Source organism: Streptantibioticus ferralitis, from assembly GCF_029223525.1.
GTDB lineage: Bacteria > Actinomycetota > Actinomycetes > Streptomycetales > Streptomycetaceae > Streptantibioticus_A > Streptantibioticus_A ferralitis.
Genome location: NZ_JARHTQ010000004.1, coordinates 258,443 through 278,009 on the forward strand (window position 1 = coordinate 258,443; position 19,567 = coordinate 278,009).

Annotated in this window: 14 protein-coding genes and 1 pseudogene; 3 read left to right on the forward strand and 12 right to left on the reverse strand. The window is 71.0% G+C overall.

The genetic code is table 11. The features are described 5' to 3' along the window. The first annotated feature begins 34 nt into the window (after positions 1 to 34). Positions 35 to 1,699, forward strand: coding sequence for an NRAMP family divalent metal transporter (locus P2L57_RS08415; protein WP_275810773.1), 1,665 nt, complete (start codon positions 35 to 37; stop codon positions 1,697 to 1,699). Positions 1,700 to 1,742: 43 nt separating this feature from the next. Here P2L57_RS08415 and P2L57_RS08420 read toward each other — a convergent pair whose 3' ends face one another. The 4 genes from P2L57_RS08420 to cbiE form a co-directional block, all read right to left on the reverse strand. Beyond that, complete coding sequence (locus P2L57_RS08420) at positions 1,743 to 3,110, reverse strand: ABC transporter ATP-binding protein (protein ID WP_275810776.1); 1,368 nt, start codon at positions 3,108 to 3,110, stop codon at positions 1,743 to 1,745. 13 nt (positions 3,111 to 3,123) lie between these two features. Further along, positions 3,124 to 4,860 (reverse strand): ABC transporter permease, encoded by a 1,737-nt coding sequence (locus P2L57_RS08425; protein WP_275810779.1) that lies wholly within the window; start codon positions 4,858 to 4,860, stop codon positions 3,124 to 3,126. 123 nt (positions 4,861 to 4,983) lie between these two features. Beyond that, the gene (locus tag P2L57_RS08430) at positions 4,984 to 6,012 is read right to left on the reverse strand and encodes a cation diffusion facilitator family transporter (protein ID WP_275810782.1); all 1,029 of its coding nucleotides are present in this window, start codon (positions 6,010 to 6,012) and stop codon (positions 4,984 to 4,986) included. A gap of 209 nt (positions 6,013 to 6,221) precedes the next feature. After that, the gene (gene cbiE, locus P2L57_RS08435; RefSeq protein ID WP_275810785.1) at positions 6,222 to 7,466 is read right to left on the reverse strand and encodes a precorrin-6y C5,15-methyltransferase (decarboxylating) subunit CbiE; all 1,245 of its coding nucleotides are present in this window, start codon (positions 7,464 to 7,466) and stop codon (positions 6,222 to 6,224) included. A gap of 134 nt (positions 7,467 to 7,600) precedes the next feature. On the opposite strand from cbiE, the gene tsaD reads away from it, so the two are divergent. Continuing rightward, positions 7,601 to 8,665: a tRNA (adenosine(37)-N6)-threonylcarbamoyltransferase complex transferase subunit TsaD gene (tsaD, locus tag P2L57_RS08440; protein WP_275810788.1), complete on the forward strand. Its 1,065-nt coding sequence runs from the start codon at positions 7,601 to 7,603 to the stop codon at positions 8,663 to 8,665. 97 nt (positions 8,666 to 8,762) lie between these two features. Here tsaD and P2L57_RS08445 read toward each other — a convergent pair whose 3' ends face one another. The 7 genes and pseudogenes from P2L57_RS08445 to P2L57_RS08475 form a co-directional block, all read right to left on the reverse strand. Next, complete coding sequence (locus P2L57_RS08445; protein WP_275810791.1) at positions 8,763 to 9,194, reverse strand: subtilase-type protease inhibitor; 432 nt, start codon at positions 9,192 to 9,194, stop codon at positions 8,763 to 8,765. A gap of 369 nt (positions 9,195 to 9,563) precedes the next feature. Continuing rightward, entirely contained in the window at positions 9,564 to 11,354 is a 1,791-nt protein-coding gene (locus tag P2L57_RS08450; RefSeq protein ID WP_275810794.1) for a phosphatidylglycerol lysyltransferase domain-containing protein, read from the reverse strand. Positions 11,355 to 11,610: 256 nt separating this feature from the next. Continuing rightward, positions 11,611 to 11,817 (reverse strand): hypothetical protein, encoded by a 207-nt coding sequence (locus P2L57_RS08455; RefSeq protein ID WP_275810797.1) that lies wholly within the window; start codon positions 11,815 to 11,817, stop codon positions 11,611 to 11,613. Between the two features lie 10 nt (positions 11,818 to 11,827). Further along, complete coding sequence (locus tag P2L57_RS08460; RefSeq protein WP_275810799.1) at positions 11,828 to 12,262, reverse strand: hypothetical protein; 435 nt, start codon at positions 12,260 to 12,262, stop codon at positions 11,828 to 11,830. Positions 12,263 to 12,351: 89 nt separating this feature from the next. Next, positions 12,352 to 13,185, reverse strand: coding sequence for a heavy metal-binding domain-containing protein (locus tag P2L57_RS08465; protein ID WP_275810802.1), 834 nt, complete (start codon positions 13,183 to 13,185; stop codon positions 12,352 to 12,354). Positions 13,186 to 13,243: 58 nt separating this feature from the next. Then, complete coding sequence (locus tag P2L57_RS08470) at positions 13,244 to 14,272, reverse strand: heavy metal-binding domain-containing protein (protein ID WP_275810805.1); 1,029 nt, start codon at positions 14,270 to 14,272, stop codon at positions 13,244 to 13,246. A gap of 58 nt (positions 14,273 to 14,330) precedes the next feature. Beyond that, positions 14,331 to 15,460: pseudogene (locus P2L57_RS08475) on the reverse strand (lactonase family protein). Positions 15,461 to 15,629: 169 nt separating this feature from the next. Between P2L57_RS08475 and P2L57_RS08480 the strand changes: the two are divergent. Continuing rightward, a complete protein-coding gene (locus P2L57_RS08480; protein WP_275810809.1) occupies positions 15,630 to 17,417 on the forward strand; it encodes a hypothetical protein in 1,788 nt (595 codons plus the stop codon). Between the two features lie 327 nt (positions 17,418 to 17,744). Here the strand turns inward: P2L57_RS08480 and P2L57_RS08485 are convergent, their stop codons facing one another. Continuing rightward, a complete protein-coding gene (locus tag P2L57_RS08485) occupies positions 17,745 to 19,313 on the reverse strand; it encodes a purple acid phosphatase family protein (RefSeq protein ID WP_275810812.1) in 1,569 nt (522 codons plus the stop codon). Between the last annotated feature and the right edge of the window lie 254 nt (positions 19,314 to 19,567).

Consider the following 19,567-nt stretch of genomic DNA (forward strand, 5'->3'; position numbering starts at 1 on the left):
GATGCCCCCGTCGAGGGGGCCTGGGAGGCCCGTCATGACCAACCTGACCACCGCAACGCCGCCCGCCGCGATCGCGGCGCAGCGCTCGACCGCCGTCCTGGACGACGCGCATGTCGGTGACATCCGCGGTGCGCTGGGCACCATCCGACTGGACGACACCGCACCGCGGCTGGGTCTGTCGGCGAAGCTGAAGACCCTGCTGGCCATCGTCGGGCCCGGCCTGATCGTCATGGTCGGTGACAACGACGCCGGTGCGTTCGCCACCTACGGGCAGGCCGGGCAGAACTACGGCACGAAGCTGCTGTGGACCCTGCTGCTGCTCATACCCGTCCTGTACGTCAACCAGGAGATGGTGCTGCGCCTCGGCGCGGTCACCGGGGTCGGGCACGCCCGGCTGATCCTGGAGCGGTTCGGGAAGTTCTGGGGCGCGTTCTCCGTCATCGACCTTTTCCTGCTCAACGCGTTGACGCTGGTGACCGAGTTCATCGGCATCACCCTGGCCGCCGGATACCTCGGTCTGCCGAAGGCCGCCTCGGTGGTGCTGGCCGCCGCGATCATCGTCGCCTCGGCGTTCACCGGCTCGTTCCGCCGCTTCGAGCGGATCGCGATCATCCTGTGTGCGGCGTCGCTGCTGCTGGTGCCGATCTACTTCATCGTCCACCCGGCCACCTCGCAGATGGCGCACGACTTCGTGGTGCCCACCATGCCCGGCGGTTCCGGTGAGCTGGCGACCGTCATGCTGCTGATCATCGGCATCGTCGGTACCACCGTCGCGCCGTGGCAGTTGTTCTTCCAGCAGTCGTACGTCATCGACAAGCGCATCACGCCGCGGTTCATGAAGTACGAGAAGGCCGACCTGTGTATCGGCATCGCGGTCGTGGTCATCGGCGCCGCCGCGATGATGGGCTTCACCGCCGCCGCGTTCGCCGGGACCAAGGGCTTCGGCAACTTCTCCGACGCGGGCGGGATCGCCACCGGTCTGGAGGCGCACGCGGGCAAGCTGGCCGGGGTGCTGTTCGCGATCGCGCTGCTGGACGCATCGATCATCGGCGCCTTCGCCGTGTCGCTGTCCACCGCCTACGCCATCGGCGACGTGTTCGGCATGAAGCACTCGCTGCACCGCGGGGTCAAGGGCGCCAAGGGCTTCTACGCCGTGTACGCCGGTCTGGTCGGCGCCGCGGCCGCCATCGTGCTGATCCCCGGCTCCCCGCTCGGTCTGCTGACCGAGGGCGTGCAGACCCTGGCCGGTGTGCTGCTGCCGTCCGCCTCGGTCTTCCTGCTCCTGCTGTGCAACGACAAGGCCGTCCTCGGGCCCTGGGTCAACGGAGCCAAGACCAACGCCTTCACCTCGGCCGTGGTCGGAGTCCTGGTCACGCTCTCGATCATCTTGACCGCGTCGGTGCTGTTCCCGGACATCTCCGCCAACGCGATCATGAACATCATGGCCGGCTGCGGCGTGGTCGGGGTCGTCGCCATCGGCTATGCGGAGGTGCGCCGCCGCCGCAAGGGCTGGGCACGCGCCGGAGCGGGCATCGACCGCAGCGGACGCGACGAGTGGCGGATGCCGGCGCTGGAGACGCTGACCAAGCCGGTCATGTCCACCGGTCGCAAGATCGGCATGGGTGCGCTGCGCACCTACCTGCTGCTGGCGATGGTCCTCGTGGTCATCAAGATCGTCGAGGTCGCGCTGGGCCAGTGAGGTCCCTCGGTGGCGGCGGGCACGTTCCCGCCGCCACCGGCGTTCACAACGCCGCCTCCGCGCCCGGTTCCAGGCTGAGCACGCCGTCGTCGGCGTCGTAGTCGAACAGCTCGCCGTAGCGGCCCCAGTCGATCGCGATGTCCAGCTGGCGGTGGGCCTCGTCACCGGTGAACCTCCGGCGCAGCAGGTCGAGGAAGAAGCCCTCGCGCAGCTTGTGCCCCTCGGTCGCGGCCAGAGCCTGGATGATGGCGCGAACCAGTGGTGCGCGCTGCGCCGCGTACCGTGCGAACAGCTGCTTGCTGGTGAGGATGTCGGCGGCGGCGAACTCCCTGCCCTGCTCGGTCAGGGTGATCCGTGGCCCCTGGGTGCGGGCCAGGCCCAGCAGAACGGCGGCGTCCACCAGCGGCAGCAGATCGTCGATCTCGAAGCTGAGCTCGTCGGAGATCTCCGCCAGACCGTCCTCGCCGCCGCGCGCCGCCAGGATCTCCAGCAGCCCGGCCAGCCCGCCCACACTGACCTCGGGCAGCGGCACGGCCAACGGTGTGGCGGTGGGCCGCGGCGCCGCGGCCGCCACCGCGGGCACCTGCGCGGCGGCGGCCGCCGCCTCCGCGGCTTCCTCCCGGCCGGTGAGGATCCCGTACACCGTGTCGACCAGCGCCTCGAACTGCGGGGAGCGCCGGTCGCGCGGCCTGGGCAGCCCGACCGTCAACTCGGCCTTGATACGCCCTGGGTTGGAGGACAGCACCAGGATCCGGTCGGCGAGCAGCACCGCCTCCTCGATGTTGTGGGTGACCAGCAGCATCGAGCGCACCGGCGCCTCATGGCCCTCCCACAGGCCGACGATCTCCCGCCGGAGGTTCTCCGCGGTCAGCACGTCCAGCGCGGAGAACGGCTCGTCCATGAACAACGCGTCCGGCTCGACCACCAGCGCCCGCGCGACGCCGACGCGCTGCCGCATGCCGCCGGACAGCTCCTTGGGATACGCGCCCTCGAAACCGTCGAGACCGATCAGGTCGATCGCCTTCAGTGCCCGCTCCCGTCGCAGGTCCTCCGGGACACCACGGGCCTGCAGGCTCAACTCCACGTTCTGCTGGACGGTCAACCACGGCAGCAGCGCGAAGGACTGGAAGACCATCGCGACCCCGGGGTTGGTCGCGGTCAGCGGCGTGCCGCGGTACGAGACGGTGCCCGCCGACGGCGCGATCAGCCCGGCGAGGCACCGCAGCAGCGTGGACTTGCCGGAACCCGACTTGCCGAGCAGTGCCACGATCTCGCCCTCCCCGACCTGCAGGCTGATCGCGTCGAGCACCGGAAGCTCCCGCCCGTCGGGCGTGGTGAACGTCTTGGTCACCGCTTCGGCCTGGACGATCGTCGGCCCGGCGTCGGGGGTACGGGACGTGGTGGTCGTCATCGGCAGCTCCGGGTCACAACGCGTAGCGGGTCTCGGCCAGGCGGTAGAGGCGGCGCCACAGCAGTCGGTTCAGCGCGACGACGTAGACGCTCATCACCGTGACCCCCACCAGGATCTTGGGGAAGTCGCCGGTACCGGTCGCCTTCGCGATGTACGCGCCCAGTCCCGTCGCGGTCAGATGGTGCCCGCCGAAGTTGACGACCTCCGCGACGATCGAGGCGTTCCAGGCGCCGCCCGCCGCGGTGATCCCGCCCGTCACGTAGTACGGGAAGACCGCGGGCAGGATGAAGCAGCGCCAGCGCAGCCGTCCGCCGATGTGGAAGCAGGTCATCGCCTCACGCAGGTCGGAGGGGATCGCCGAGGCGCCCGCGATGACGTTGAACAGGATGTACCACTGCGCGCCCAGCGCCATCAGCAGAACGCTGCCCGCGTTCAGCGAGATGCCCAGCGCCACGAACGCGGCCGTGGCGAACGGGAAGAGGAAGTTCGCCGGGAAGCTGGCGAGTACCTGCACCACCGGCTGGGCGAATCTGGTGACCTTGGGGTTCATACCGATCCACACCCCGATCGGCACCCACACCACCGTCGCGACCACCAGCAGCAGCGCCACCCGTCCGAACGTCGCCGCGCCCAGCGCGAAGGCGTGCCCGAACTCACCGAGCCCCACCGAACCGCGGACATAGCCCAGCGCCTTCCACGCGCCGTAGAGGACCGCCACCGCGAGCGCACCGGCGAAGAACACATCGCCGGTGCGCTCCCGTCCGTCCGGCCTGGTCAGCGGGTGCTCGGCGAGCCCGAACGGCCGCGCGGCCTCGTCCAGCGCCCGGCCCGCCGACCGCAGCGGACGCGCCATCAGGTCCGGCAGCGAGGAGCGGCGCAGCAGATCCAGTACGACGCTGCGGGGCCGCTCCGCCGCCTCCGACTCCTCGACCCGGAACCGCTCCGACCACGCCACCATCGGCCGCCAGAACAGCACGTTCACGCCGATCACCATCACCACCATCACACCGATGGCGATGCCCACCTCGCGAAGGTCGCCCTTGCCGATCGCGGTGGCCGCGTAACTGCCGATGCCCGGCAGCGCGTACTGGTGGTTGAGGACGCTGATGGTCTCCGAGGCGGCCAGGAAGAACCAGGCGCCGCCGAAGCTCATCATCCCGTTCCACACCAGCGGGATCATGCCGCTGGGCACATCGAGCCGCCAGAACCGCTGCCACTTGGTCAGCCGCATCACCCGCGCCGCCTCGTCCAGCTCGCGCGGCTGGCTCATCAGCGAGTGGTAGAAGGCGAACGTCATGTTCCACGCCATCGATGTGAAGATCGCGAAGATGGAGGCGCACTCCAGACCCAGCGTGGAGCCCGGGAAGAAGTTGATGAACGCCGTCACGACGACGGACAGAAAGCCCAGCACCGGCACCGACTGCAGGATGTCCAGCACCGGAAGCAGCACCTTCTCGGCCCTGCGCGCCCGGGCCGCGGCCGTTGCGTAGGCGAAGGTGAACAGCACCGAGAGGACCAGCGCGATGAACATCCGCAGCAGCGAGCGCACCGCGTAGAACGGCAGGTTGGCCGGGTCGGTCGACACCGTCGTCGGTGCCTGGCCGGGCAGGAAGGGCGCGTTGAGCGACGGCGCCAGCTTCAGCAGCCCGTACAGCAGCGCCACCAGCGCCGCCCCCACCAGCACATCCACCCAGCGCAGCCCGGGACGGCGCCAGACACCCCGCGACGGAAACCCGCCCGCGCCCGCCACCGCCTCACCTCCGTCGCCGTGGCACTCAGCGAATCACGGCCCGGCGACGCCGCCGCGGGTTGCGGACGGCAACACCCCGATGCCCACCGGCTTGGACGACAGGGGGCGGCGGCCCGGAATCCGTCAGTGCGGGTGCGGGCCCTCGCGGTGCACCGGGCCGTGCGCGTCCGCGCAGTGGCCGTTGTCCTCCTCGGCGCCTCGGTGGGTGACCGCCAGCAGTTCTTCGGGGGCGTGGTCGACCTGGAGCGTGGTGTGGGTGATGTCGTAGTCGTGGCGCAGCAGTTCCACCAGGTCCCGTTGCACCGCATGGCAGTCCCCGGTCGGTTCCACCAGGATGTGCGCGGACAGCGCGGGCTGACCGGAGGTGATCTGCCAGACGTGCAGATCGTGCACCTCGACCACCGACGAGTGGGCGACCAGCCGGTCGCCGATCGCGTCCGGGTCCACTCCCGCGGGCGCGGCCTCCAGGAAGATCCGACCGGACTCGCGCACCAGGCCCGACCCGGCCTTCAGCATCAGCGCCACCACGACGAGCGAGGCGATGGCGTCCGCGCGGGCGAAACCGGTGAGCAGGACGACCAGTCCGGCGACGGCGGTGGCGAGGAACCCGTACAGATCGGTGAGGATGTGCTGGAAGGCGCCCTCCACGTTGAGCGAGGTGCGGTTGGCCTTGGAGATGCACCAGGCCGCGATCACATTGACCACGATCCCGGCCAGTGCCGTCACCAGCACCAGGGAGCCGGTCACCGCGGGCGGCGAGATCAGCCGCCAGGCCGCCTCGTACGCCAGCCACAGCGACAGCACCAGCAGGGTGATGCCGTTGGCCTGTGCCGAGAGGATCTCCGCGCGCTTCAGCCCGTAGGTGAAACCGCCACGTGCCGGACGTGCGGCGAGCCGCATCGCCACCAGCGCGAGCACGATCGAGGCGGCGTCGGTGAGCATGTGCGCGGCGTCCGACAGCAGCGCGAGTGATTGGGCGAACAGGCCGACGACCACCTCGACCGCCATGAAGCCCACGATCAGGCAGAGCGCGATGGTCAGCCAGCGGCGATCGGCGTCGGCCGCCACACCGTGCGAGTGCCCGCCGTGCCCATGGTCATGGCCGTGCCCGCCGTGATCGTGTCCGTGCTGCTGCTCCGCCTCGTTGCCCATCCCCGATCCCTTCAGCAGTGGACGTCCCCGATCGAGCATCTCGTCGTACCCGGTCCAAGGCAGTAGACCGCGAATCGGCGAAAGATCCAAAGACTGCACTGGCAACCGTTATCGACGCCGGTAAGACCGCTGTGACCTGCGGTTTCTCTGAAGGCTACGGTTCACTCGAACGGAGTAACCGGGATGCCGGCCACCGGATCGAGCCGCCGTCAGGTGCGCTTCGCCGCCACCCACTGCGTGACCGGCATGGCCTGCCGCCACCCGGTGAAGCCGCCGACCGGGACCGCGTGCGAGACCCCGATGCGCACCAACTCGCCCCCGTACCGCCGATACCAGTCGGCCAGCAGTGCCTCGGACTCCAGCGTCACGGTGTTCGCCACCAGACGGCCGCCCGCCGGCAGCGCTTCCCAGCAGGCCTCCAGCAGCCCCGGCACGGTGGCGCCGCCGCCGATGAACACGGCGTCCGGCATGGGGAGTTCGGCGAGCGCGTCCGGTGCGTGTCCGGTGACCACCCGCAGCCCCGGCACGCCGAGCCGCTCCGCGTTGCGCACCACCCGCTCGGCCCGTACGGGGTCGCGTTCCACGGCTACCGCTCGGCAGGTGCGGTGGGTGCGCATCCACTCGATGCCGACGCTGCCGGAGCCCGCGCCGATGTCCCAGAGCAGTTCACCGGGGGTGGGGGCGAGCGCGGCGAGCGTCACCGCCCGTACCTGGCGCTTGGTCAACTGCCCGTCGTGCTCGAAGGCTTCGTCCGGCAGGCCGGGGGTGTTCGGCAGACGCGGTGTGCCCTCGGCCGCCGCGCACTCGATGGCGATCACGTTGAGCGGGTCGCCCGCGGGATGCGACCAGGTGTCGGCGGCGCCGCTGATCCGGCGTTCCCGCTCACCGCCGAGTTGTTCCAGCACCCGTATGCGGCTCGGCCCGTATCCCCGGTCGCGCAGCAGCGCCGCGACCTCGGCGGGGGTCCCGGCGCCCGCGCTGAGCACCAGCAGCCGACGTCGGGCGTGCAGCGCGGCGGCCAGCGACGCCACCGGCCGTCCCACCAGGCTGACCACGTCCGTCTCGTCCAGCGGCCAGCCCAGTCGCGCGCAGGCGTAGCTGACCGACGAGGGGTGCGGCAGCACCCGCAGCCGCTCGGCGCCCGCCACTTCGGTCAGTGTCCGGCCGATGCCGAAGAACATCGGATCGCCGCTGGCCAGCACGCACACCCGGCGCTCGGCGTACTCGGCCAGCAGCCCCGGAACGGCGGGACGCAGCGGGGACGGCCACGCCACCCGCTCGCCGGCGCACTGCGACGGCAGCAGAGCGAGCTGCCGTGGCCCGCCGATCAGCACCTCGGCGGTGCGCAGCGCCTCCCGGGCGGCCGGTGGCAGACCGTCCCAGCCGTCGGCGCCGAGCCCCACGACCGTGACCGGTGCGGCGCCGTTGTCGCTGGCGGATCGGGCGGGACTCACTGGTCACCTCGGTGGTCAGGGGCGGAAACGGAATCCGAACTCTACTGACCCGGCGGACGCGGAAGGCGTCAGGGAGCTTTATTGCATATCATTTGCAACTGCGTCTTACAGGTGGAACCAGAAGGGGGTGCGGGGTGGGCGGTTCGCCGATCGTGCTCGGAATCGAGTCGTCCTGCGATGAGACCGGAGCCGGTCTGGTGCGGGACGGGCGGCTGCTGGGCCACGCGGTGGCGTCGAGCATGGACGAACACGCCCGGTACGGGGGCGTGGTGCCCGAGATCGCCTCCCGCGCGCACGTGCACGCCATGGGCCCGGTGGTACGGGCCGCGCTGGCCGACGCCGGACTCGGGCTCGATGACATCGGCGCGGTCGCGGTGACGACCGGTCCCGGCCTGTCCGGCGCCCTGCACGTCGGCCTGGCGGCGGCCAAGTCCTACGCCTACACGCTGGGCGTGCCGCTCTACGGAGTGCACCACCTCGCCGGGCATGTCGCCGCCGACACCCTGGAGCACGGGCCGCTGCCCGATCCCTGCATGGTGCTGATCGTCTCCGGCGGCCACACCTCCCTGCTGCTGGTACGGGACTTGGCCCGCGACCCGATCGCGCACCTCGGCGACACGTTGGACGACGCGGCGGGGGAGTGCTTCGACAAGGCCGCCCGGCTGCTGGGACTGCCCTACCCGGGCGGACCGGCCATCGACCGGGCGGCGCGGGCGGGCGATCCGCGGGCCATCGCCTTCCCCAGGCCGCTGAGCGGCCCTGGTGACCAGCGGTACGCCTTCTCCTTCTCCGGCTTGAAGACCGCCGTCGCCCGCCATGCGCAGGCCCGCGGCGGCGCGATCGAGGTGGGCGACGCCGCGGCCTCGCTCCAGGAGGCGGTGGCCGACGTACTGACCGCCAAGGCGGTCGCCGCCTGCCGGGAGTACGGGGTGCGCACCCTGGTGGTGGTCGGCGGGGTGGCGGCCAACTCCCGGGTGCGGGCGCTGGCCGCCGAGCGCTGCGCCGCCGCCGGCATCGAACTGCGTGTGCCACCGCCGCGGTTGTGCACGGACAACGGTGCGATGATCGCCGCCGTCGGTGACCTGCTGGTCCGCTCGGGCGCGCCCGCGGCGCCCCTCGACGTCTCGGTGGACCCGTCCGCCCCGCTGGAGTACGCGGCGCTGCACCCGGTACCCGCCCGGCGCGCGGCGGTCGGCTGACCCGGCGCGCTGGCGCCATGACAAAGGTGCCGGTCCCCCGCGAACCGCGGGGGGCCGGCACCTGAATCGATTCAGCTGAGCGGCGGCTTCAGCGCGCTCAGAAGCTGAAGACGTACGCGTTGTTGGCCTTCATGACGCACTCGTTCGGGTACGTGTGCGCGTACGAGATGCGCTGGCCGCCCCAGACACCCTGTGCGGTGACCGTCACCGGGTTCCAGATCATCGGGCATATCGCGTGCGGGGCGTTGGTGCTCAGCTCGGCGAAGTTGCCGCCCACGGCGCCGAGTTCGGCGCAGGCCTGGTACGAGTCCGGGTGGTCGCCGCCAACCGACGGCGAACAGCGGAGGGTTGCCGCGCGCTCTACGGTGGCGGTGTTCGGGTTGGTGCCGTTGGCGATGGTGAGCACCAGGGCCGAGGGCGCCTGCGTCGCCGGTTTGCCGGCGGCGGCCTGCGCGGCGGTGGCCCCGATCCCGGTCAGGCTCAGGGCGAGGGCCGCCACGAGCCCCATGGTCCTCTTGGTGTACCGCATTCCGAACACTCCTTGTCTTGGGGGTGCAGATAGCGGACGGGAGTCTTGCCGAAACCTCCACGAGACGCACATCGAACGAACACTTCTGGTCACCGGATGCGATCAGATGATGGCTCATTGTGGCGAAAGTGCTGCTCGGAGCCCGTTCGGGGCTGTCGTTCGGTGTCGGCTCATACCGGAATGGCGCGGTACGTAACGACAGTTGACACCTCGCCCACCTGTACGAATGTCGAACAGGCCAACTCCTCCCGTTGTGCCGAGTCGGCTGAAAAAGGGCACCTGGGTTGTGCGCGGGGCATAACCACGAACGCGAAAACACCGCGGCCCCGCAGCGAGAAGCTGCGGGGCCGCGGTGTTCGCGGTGCGGGTTCAGCTGTCCCGGCGCAGCCGGGCCAGCGGTGCGGGCGTGGTGATGAAGCCCTCGGCGCGGGCGTTGGCGATGCCGATCCGCGGCAGCTGCGAGGTCTTCTCGAACAACAGGAAGCGCGGCTCCCAGATCGGACGGTACTTGGCGTTCGAGCGGTACAGCGACTCCAACTGCCACCAGCGCGAGAAGAACAGCAACGCCGACCGCCACATCCGCAGGATCGGCCCGGCGCCGAGCCGGGCGCCCTCCTCGAAGACCGAGCGGAACATCGCGAAGTTCAGCGAGATCCGCTCCACGGCCACCTCGGCGGCCTTCTGGATCAGCTCCAGCACCATGAACTCCACCAGACCGTTCTCGGACTCGCGGTCCCGGCGCATCAGGTCCAGGGACAGGCCCTTCGGCCCCCACGGCACGAAGCTCAGCAGCGCCCGCAACTGCCCTTCCCCGTCAACGCACTCGACCATCACGCACTGACCGTCGGCGGGGTCCCCCAGCCGGTTGAGCGCCATGGAGAAGCCGCGCTCGGTCTGCCCGTCGCGCCAGCGGTCGGCCGCGTCCAGCAGTTGGGCCATCTCGTCGGCAGGGATGTCGGCGTGCCGACGGATGCGGGTGGTGTAACCCGCGCGCCTCACCCGGTTGTATGCCTGCCGTACGCCGCGCATCGCGCGGCCGTCAAGGGTGAACTCGCTGGTGTCGACGATCGCCTCGTCGCCCATCTCCAGCGCGTCCAGGCCGTGCCGGGCGTAGACGTTGCCCGCCTCCTCGCTGGCACCGGTCACCGCCGGGATCCAGGCGTGCTCCCGGGCCTCGGCCAGCCAGGCGTCGATCGCGCCCGGCCAGGCCTCCACATCACCGATCGGGTCCGCGGACGCCAGCGACACTCCGCCGATCACCCGGTAGGTCACCGCCGCCTTGCCGGTCGGCGAGAAGATCACCGACTTGTCGCGGCGCAGTGCGAAGTACCCCAGCGAGTCACGGGAGCCGTGCTTGTCCAGCAGGGCCCGCAGCCGGTCCTCGTCGTCCCGGTCGAGCAGCTCGCGTCCGCGCGGCGAGCGGAAGAGCGCGTACAGCACCGCGAGCAGCAGCGCCAGGCCGGTCAGGTTGATACCCGCGCTGACCCAGCGGGCCACATGCAGGGTGCCGAAGTCCTTGTCGTTGGTGAGCGTGGTCAGCCGCAGCGCCACGTACCACACACGGTCGCCGATGCTGGCCTCGTCGGAGCCCACCGCCGTCACAAGGGTCGCGCCGACGAAGACCGAGATCAGCGCACCGACGCCGAGCACCGCGAGGGCGAGCTGCGGATTCGTACGGTCGCCCTTGGCATAGAACTCACGGTGCGAGATGAGCGCGAAGAGCAGCACCAGGCAGGTGACCGCGAAGGAGATCCAGTTGAACGGATGGTCGCGGAACTCCCCCCACGTCACCAGCCACCACGCCGTCAGCGCCGCGTACCCGCCGCAGAGCAGCATGAACACGATCCACGCCATCCGCTTGCGGCGCCCCAGCATCATCGCCATGAACAGCGCGGCCGCGGCCGAACCGAACCCGGCGAACAGCATGAACGGCGTGAACAGCTCACCCGTGTTGTGTTCCTGCACACGCTCGCGGAACGCGAACGACACCGCGGTCAGCAGGTTCAGTACGCCCACCAGCCGCAGGTACCAGATCGGTACCGCCGCGCTGCGTCGCGTCAGGGCGGTGGACTGCCTGCCCGACCGCCGTGACTGCTGCCCTCCGGCCCCCGGCCCGGTGCCTGCATCGGCACGCGGCGCGGCACTGACAGCATTGCTCATGGATGACGCCTCTCAGATCCCTCGAAAACCGCTCGCCGGTGCGCCCCCATTGCCGAACCGCGTTCCGCACCAACCCTCGACTTTACCAATCACACGAAAGGGTGACACCGCTCTGTGCCTGGCCAAACCGGGCGTCTTCTGTGTGGGATCTGTGCGGCAACCATGGGGCGGCAAAGTGGCGTCTGTCTCATAGCTCATTCCACCCTCCTGCTCGGAACACAGGGCACCGCTGGGCGAATTTCGGGTTATTTCCGGGCTATTTTGTGGCGGCGTCGAGCGTGATGACGCCGATAGCGATCGTCATGCTGAGGTCGTACAGCACGCGCTTGGGGTGATGGGCCGGGCGGCTCGCGCAGTGCGCGTAGGCGTGGGCGGCGGCCGTTGCCATGATCGGCGGACCCGCGGCGCGCGGGCATCGACTGTTCGGCCGCGACGCACCGTCTTCCGGCGGATCCTCGACCACACCGGAGGAGTCAGCGGCCGAGGATCAACTTCTCCAGGGCCGCCCGCGCCCTGGCGTCCGACTCCGCGCGCGCCGCGATGGCGCTCGCCAGCGCCTGCACCCACTCGTCGAGCGCGACCGGGCGACGGGAGAGAACCACGCCGCGCACCTCCTTGCACACCTCACCCGTCGGACGTCCGCCCGACAGGTTCAGCACCAGCCGCTGCTCGCCCAGCGAGACGTCCAACCGCTCCACCCGGCCCTCACGGCCCGCCAGCCGGTCCGCCATACCGCGCTTGCGTTCGATCGCGACCGAGCCGGGCGGCAGCGCGTCCGCCAGCGTGCCGGTGAGCACCTGTGCGTACACCTCCAGATCGGCGGCGTCCTGGCGCAGCGCGGCGGCCAGCAGGTCCACGGAGTCGGGCGCACCGCCCGGTTCGTACGGCATCGGGTCGTTGGAGGTCATCGAGAGCCTTGTCTGGAGTGCGTTCTACGGTACTTCCCGGGGGCGCCGCGGCCTAAGCGGCGAACGCCGCGACCCGCCCCCAGGGGCGGTCAGCCGTCCAGGCTGAGCACCATCGTCGGCCGCTCGATGACATGGTCCTCGCGCAGCGGCCGTACCGCGGTACCGATCGCGAAGAACTCCGTGGTGTGGCCGCCCCAGCGGTGGTTGTGCGAGTTGAGCTGGACACCGACGATGCCCTCCGCGTGCAGCTCCTCCGCCTCGTTCTGCATCCGCTCCATCGCCAGCTCACGCGCGTCGTACAGCGCCTGGGTGAACGGCTCGATCTCCACGTTCTTGCCGATGTTGGAGAAGACCGAACCCATCTTCTGATGCGCGATGTGGTAGACGCAGGTGCCCATCACCATGCCGAGCGGCGCGTACCCGGCACGGATCAGCGTCCAGAAGTCCTGGCCGCTCAGGTCGGAGGTGAACGGCTGACCCTTGACGTTGCGCCAGCTGCCGTCGCCGCCCGGTGCCGGGGCGTCCGCCTTGACCGCGGTGCCGATCGCGATGAACTCCGCGATGTCGTTGCCGAATTCACGCGCCTCTACCGACAGCCGCACCCCTACGATGCCGTCCGCGCCGAGCTGCGCCGCCTCCGCCTCCATCCGCGTCATCGCCAGCTCACGGGCGTGGTACATGGCCTGGCTGAGCGTGGTCAGCTCCTGGTTCTTGCCCCAGCGGCCCAGCTGGATCCCGACGTGGTAGATCGAGCTGCCCAGCACCAGGCCGATGGGCCGGAAGCCCGCCTCGCGCACCAGCAGGAACTCGTTGACCGACAGGTCGCTGGTGAAGATCCCGCCCGGCTTGCCCGGCTGCAGCTCGGCCAGCCGTCGCATCGCGTCGGCTGGTACGCCCTGGGCGGTGGGGTCGATGGCGGTCATGATCGGGTTCCCCTCGTTGCTTGGTGATGGGCGGTACGGTCGCGCTGCTGCCAGTCGATCATTCCGTACCGTCCAGTTCCGACAGCTCGGCCAGCATCCGGCGCACCTCGGTCGGATCGCTGCCGTACGAGTCCAGTTCGCGGGCGATGCGCTTGCGCAGCCGCTTCCGCTTGGAGTCCAGCGGCATGACGCTCAGGGTGCGGGGCGGCGCCTGGCGCACCTGGAAGGCGGCCACCGCCGTGCCGACCAGCGTGGCCTCCGCGGCATGGTCCTCGGCGTCGGACTCGCTGTTGCGGTTCCGCGCCCGGATGCAGCGCTCACCCCAGACCCGCAGGTCACTGCTGCCCAGCACCACACCGCCCGCTCCGGCGCCGGCGGCCTGGCCGTACAGCTGGGCCCTGGCGTCGTGCCGGGTGGCGCCCACCAGGTCGGACCAGCCGGTGACCTCCTGGTTGCCCGCACCGAACCAGTTCTGCCGCCGCGTGGTCCAGTCGTTGTGACGTACACCGATCGACAGGCCGATCAACAGTTCGACCGGCACCCAGCCCGCCGAGATCAGCTTGGCGAAGCCCTGTCCGTCCAGATGCGTGGTGAACGGGCGCTTCGGGCGAACCGGCCCCTGCGCCCGCACCGCGGTACCGATCACCTGGAACTCCAGGCAGTTCGACGACGCCGGGAACGGCGCGATGGTCAGATCGGCGGCGACCACGCCGTCCCCGCCCAGCGCCTCGCACTCGGCGGACATCCGGGCCAGCGCCTTGTGCCGGGCGGCCATCAGCACGTCGACCAGCGCCCGCGACGCGGCTCCCTGGCCGGAGACGGCGACCTGCGCCGGGTACGACATCCGGCCCGAGAAGCCCGCGTACTGGTACCCGCAGTCGTAGTAGCCCCAGAAGGGCCCGCTGCGTGACACCTGGTAGACGGCCGAGCCCATCACCTGGCCCACCGGTTCGAAGCCCACCGAGCGGATCGCCGCGAACTCGCCGGTCGACACGGCCGAGGACCAGGTGCCGCTGCGTCGCGCCGCAGCGGTTCTGGCCGCCGCCACCGGGGGCAGGGCCGCTGACTGGGACCACTCCCCGCTCATGGACAACCAACTCCCCGTTCGCGTTAGCGCGCTGGTTTGGGAGGCCGAGTCTAGGACCTCACACCGGCAGCACGCACACGGGTACCGGGGCCGTGAACGGCGGTTGGGCGGCGGACAGTCGGCCGGTGCGCCGGTGCACGCGGAAGACGGTGACCGAGGCCGATTTCTGGTTGGCGGCGAACAGCAGCCGTCGCGCCGGGTCGACGGCGATATGGCGCGGGAAGTCACCGCCGACCGGCACGCTGTCCAGCAGCCGCAGGGCGGCGCCGCCCGATTCGACCGCATAGCGGGTGATCGTGTTGTGCCCCCGGTTGGCGAGGTACGCGACCGGGCCGTCCGCGGTCACCAGCACCTCGGCCGGATAGTTGCGACCGGTGCCGCTCCCGGTGGCCTGCGGTGTTCCGGGGGTCAGCCGGCCGGTACGGCGGTGGTAGCGGCACACCACGATCGTGTCGTCGACCTCGTTGGCGAGGTAGGCGAAGCCGCCGCCGGGGTGGAAGGCGAGGTGGCGCGGCCCGGCGCCGGGCCGCAGCGACGCGTAGCCGACCTGGCCCAGCGTGCCGCTCCGCTGATCGAGGCGGTACGTGTAGACCGTGTCGTTGCCGAGGTCGACGGCGAGTACATGGCCGCCGTCCGGGCTGGTGATGATCTGGTGGGCGTGCGGGCCGTCCTGCCCGGGGCCCGGCGGGGGCCATGAGTGGTGGACCAGGTCGGTGCGCTCGCCGAGTGAGCCGTCCGGCTCGATGGGGTGGACGGCCACACTGCCGGAGTCGTAGTTGGCGCTCAGCAGGTGGCGGCCGCCGGGGTGGACGGACAGATGGGTGGGGCCGTCGCCGCCGGTGGACCGCGCGTTGAGCACCCGCAGCGTCCCGTCGGTCCCGAGGCGAGGGCGGTCACGCTGCCGTTCGGCTGCTCGTTGACCGCGTACAGCGTGCGGCCGGTGGGGGACAGGGCCAGGAACGAGGGGTTGTCCAGCGGTAGCGTCGCGATGCCGGTGATGCCGCCGGTGCGCGTGTCGTACGCGGCGAGGCCGATACCGGTTCCGGCCCCGGCGCCCGTGGTGTACGTGCCGAGGTACAGCGGGCGGGACGCGTCGTGCGGCCCGGAGGGCAGGCCGGCCGTCGCCGCCCCGGCCGCCGTCGCGGCGAGGAACCGCCGGCGGTCCCACCGCCCGCTGAGGACACCCATGCCGCTCTCCCGCCTGTCGAAGCCCGAAGCGGAGACCTGCCAGGGACACAGTGGCCCTGATCACAGCAAGTGACAAGACGTGCAACGGGGGTTGCATATGATGCAACGTCCGACTGTGACTCCCGGGACAGTGGCAGGGCTCCAGCCGACAGGCCGATACTGTGCTGACATGGCGATCAACGGGGCGGCAGACCACGGGGAACACGGTTGTGCGCTGCTGCTGACCTCCGCACCTCCCGGCAGACACCGCGTGTTGGACACCGCCTCGGCGCTGCCGCTGCTCGCGGCCGTCCCGCCACACGTCCTCACCGGCAGCCAATCCGGCGGCAGCGTCGTGCAGTTGGTGGACCCGGTGGACGCCAACACCGTGACCACCCATCTGCGCACCGCGGCGGCCGTGCCGGGTCCGCTGCTGGTCTATGTGTGCGGACAGGTCACCATCGACCGCAAGCAGCGCCTGCCGCATCTGGTCCTCGGCCGGACCACGGCGGACACGGTGCGCTACACCGCGCTCCCGTGGCACTGGCTCGCCGTCGCGTTCCAGCAACGCCCGCCCGGCACCACGGCGGTGGTGTGCGATCTCGTCGCCGACGAGACGGCGTGGCGGCAGATATCCGGCCGGCCGGAGCAGTTGACCGCCGGTCTGACGCTCTACGGAGTGCTGGCACCGCCGCCGCCCAAGCGCGAGATCGTGGCCTGTTCCTACAGCCGGGCCCTCGCCGATCTGCTGCGGGCCGCCACGGCACGTCCGCCCATGGCGCGGTTGCACCAGGAGGCCGTCGCGGCCGCCGGGGCAACGGGCGGGCGCCAACTGCTGTTCGGAGCACCGGACTTCGCGTCGGCACCGCGGGTGGCGGAACGGGAGCCGCAGGGATGGGCCGCCCATCCGGTGCCGCAACAGCCCTACGGCGCCGGTCAGTCCGTCGGCGCCGAGCACACCGGTGCCGGGGCCGTGGTGCCGCAGCGCACGCCGTCGGCGGCCCAACTGGTCGTACCCGGGGGCGTGCCGTCCCAGCCCGAGACGCCGCGCGGCGGTGGAGCGCCGCAGTCCGGTACCTGGCCGGCGGCGCTCGCCGCACCGCAACCCAGGGCTTCCATAGCCGCCCCGCTCCAGGCCACTGACAGCGAGCCCCCGACGCCTCAACCCGTTGACGGCGAACCCGCGGTGCCGGAAAACGCCGACGCGCCGCCCATCTCGCCCGAGCCGGATGAACCGGCACCGCCCGCGGCAGCGTCAGCCCATCTGGACGTCCCCAGCGCCCCTGCCGCGCAACGGGCCGACAGCCGTCCGACGACGCTGGACACGCCCCCACCGGCCGTGCCCGCCCCTGTCCCGCTGTCATCCTTCGACGCGCCGCCCCCCGTCCCGTCGCCCCCCGACCCGTCGCCGTCCGCCGATGCCGCACCGCCAGCGGCACCCCGGTTCGTGCCGCCGCAGTCCGGTATGCCAGCGTCACCACCACCGCTGCCTCCGGCCGCCCCTGCCCGTTGGCAGCCTCGGCCGCCCGCCGTGGCCGACCCGCACGACGCCATCCGTGACGCCGCCCGCGCCGGTCGCCACACCGAGGCCGCCGCCATCGCGGCGGCGTGGGAACAGGCCGCACTACGGGCCGCGGGACCCTCCTCCGCGGAGGCGGTCCACTGGGTCGAGGTCCGCGCCGACCTGGCCATGCTGGCCCAGGACACCGGGCGCGCCTGCGAGTTGTGGCTGACCGCCGCGAGCGCCCGGCTTACGGGTGGCCAGGACACCGAGAGCGAGGACGTGATCAAGGCGGTCGACCGCGCGCACCACTGCTGGTCGCGCATAACGGACCCGGCCCGGGCCCGGCAACTCGCCCCGGACCTGGTCAGGTTGCGCCGCCGGGTGGTCGGCCGCCAGCCCGACGCCCTGAGCGCCCTCCAACAGCGCCTGGCCACCCTGGGCGCAGTCCCCACCGACGGCCACGCCCCGAACTAGGTCCCGCGCGGCGGCGCTTCGCGCGGGGGCAGTCAGTCGCTGACGCCCGCCGCAGCCCGATGCGGATCCCTTTGGGTTGCGGCTCGCTTGACACGCCGATCGTCGCCGTGCGGTTGCTCGCCGTCGCGGCGGTAGGAGAATTCCGCCGCGACGGCGAGCAATCACGAGAGTGCGGACCGGCGGTGATGGAACAACCGCGACTCGCGGTGGTCAGGACCCGTTTGGGCTGGCTCTGGGTCTTGCCGGGGACGATTCCGCCGCGACGGCGAGCAACCGCCAGAGTTCGGACCGGCGGTCACATGACCGCCGCAATCCGTCGGCCAGGCGCTAGCCGTCCCTGCGGGGGCGTTCCAGGGTGAAGCGGTCGACCGGCTTCATCGTCCCGCCCGGGCCCGTCACCGCGTAGTACGTGACATGGATCCGTGTCCGGCCGCCAGGCTCCCCGGGGTCGACGTCGAACGCGCAGAAACCGTACGGGTTCTCCTTGTCGCGGAACGCCGACCACGGCGCGTCCTCATGCGCGTAAACGGGCTGGTAGTGGCCGTTAGCCTTGGTGTCGCCGCGGGCGACGATCACCTTGGCGGTCCGTCCGTCGCCCAGCCTGCCGTTGGACGTGAAGCCCATGCCGCCGCCGCCGATCACCATGTGCACGGTGCCCTTGCTGGTGTCGGCCACCGCGAGGTCGGTGGAGACCGGGATGGGCGTGGCCGTCGAGTTGCCCTGCTGTCCGCGAATGGGCAGCGAACGCTCGTAGTGGTGTTCATGACCGCAGACGACCAGGTCGACCCCGTACCGGTCGAACAGCGGCAGCCAGGCCTTGCGGACTCCGAGGTCGGCGCCGTTGAAGTCGGCGGTGGAGATGACCACCTGGTGCATGCACACCACGATCCAGTCGATGTCCTTGTCCGCCCTGGTGCGCCGCAACTCCTGTTCCAGCCAGCGCTGCTGGGCACCGCCGGAGTAGCCGTTGACATACGACCCGCCCGCGTCCTGGTAGGCCACGTCATCGTTCTGCAGCATGATGACGCGCACCGATCCGGCGGTGAACGCGTACCACAGGCCCTTGAACTCGTCCTCCGCTCCGCTGTCGGGAAGGTTGAAGTACGTCTGGTAGCCGCGGAACCCGATGGGTCCGTTGCCCAGTTCGTTCTCGTGGTTTCCCGCGGCGGGCATCCAGGGGCGGTTTCGCGCGCTGCGGCCGTTGTTGATGAACCAGTCCCGCCACACCCGGGTCGGGTTGGCCGACAACTGCGCGTAGCACAGGTCACCGTTGAGCAGATGGAACAGCGGAGCCACCCGTTCCACGGCGGACGTGGTGTCGCCCGCGTACGGCGAACCGAAGTTGTCCTGGCCCCAAAGTCCGCCCGATTGCGCCTTGTTGACCTGCGGGGTGGCCTGGTCCCCGAAGCTGGTGAAGGTGAAGGGGTGCCGTCCGCGCGGTGCGGTGCGGAAGGTGCCCGCCTCCGGCGTCGCACCGTCGTGCACCGCCATGTACAGATACTCGCCACCGGGCCGCAGCCCGCGGATACGGGCGTGGTGGGCGAGCACCTCCTCGCCGGTGACCGGGTCGCGGTATGTCCGGGTCTCGGCCGGATAGGTGGTGCCGACACCATGTTCGACCGTGCCGAGCATCACCCGGGGGCGGCGCACGGAGACATCCGTCTGCCAGGAGACCGTCACCTCGCGGGAGGCGTCGGCACCGAACTGCAGATGCACCCCGGCGAGCGCCGGAGCGTCCAGCGCGCTCGGGGGGCTCAGCAGCATGGGGGAGGGGGCGGGCAGGGCGCTGGCCCGGCCGCCGTCGACGGCGATGAGGGAGACACCCGCTCCGGCCGCGGTGAGCAGGCCCCGGCGGGTCACGGAGGACCGGGACGTGGGAGGTTCGGTGCGACTCATGAGGGCCGACGATGCACCTTCGACGTGTCGTTGCGGATGTGACACGGCGAAGAATGGCCGACGACCGACCGAACGGGGCCGAAACGCTCATGCCGTAGGCCCGGGCGGGCGGCGGTGAACTCGCCTGCCCGGCCCGGGCCTACGGCGTCCCGTACCCCGTTGTCAGCGATCCAGCGATCCAGCGATCCAGCGATCCAGCGATCCAGCGATCCAGCGATTGAGCGATCCAGCGATTAAGTGATGAAGCGGTCCAG

Coding starts and splice junctions, on each gene's coding strand:
- P2L57_RS08465 (WP_275810802.1), bottom strand. CDS start 13,185: ATGACCGCCATCGACCCCACCGCCCAGGGCGTACCAGCCGACGCGATG.
- P2L57_RS08415 (WP_275810773.1), top strand. CDS start 35: ATGACCAACCTGACCACCGCAACGCCGCCCGCCGCGATCGCGGCGCAG.
- P2L57_RS08430 (WP_275810782.1), bottom strand. CDS start 6,012: ATGGGCAACGAGGCGGAGCAGCAGCACGGACACGATCACGGCGGGCAC.
- P2L57_RS08450 (WP_275810794.1), bottom strand. CDS start 11,354: ATGAGCAATGCTGTCAGTGCCGCGCCGCGTGCCGATGCAGGCACCGGG.
- P2L57_RS08445 (WP_275810791.1), bottom strand. CDS start 9,194: ATGCGGTACACCAAGAGGACCATGGGGCTCGTGGCGGCCCTCGCCCTG.
- P2L57_RS08420 (WP_275810776.1), bottom strand. CDS start 3,110: ATGACGACCACCACGTCCCGTACCCCCGACGCCGGGCCGACGATCGTC.
- P2L57_RS08460 (WP_275810799.1), bottom strand. CDS start 12,262: ATGACCTCCAACGACCCGATGCCGTACGAACCGGGCGGTGCGCCCGAC.
- P2L57_RS08480 (WP_275810809.1), top strand. CDS start 15,630: ATGGCGATCAACGGGGCGGCAGACCACGGGGAACACGGTTGTGCGCTG.
- P2L57_RS08485 (WP_275810812.1), bottom strand. CDS start 19,313: ATGAGTCGCACCGAACCTCCCACGTCCCGGTCCTCCGTGACCCGCCGG.
- P2L57_RS08470 (WP_275810805.1), bottom strand. CDS start 14,272: ATGAGCGGGGAGTGGTCCCAGTCAGCGGCCCTGCCCCCGGTGGCGGCG.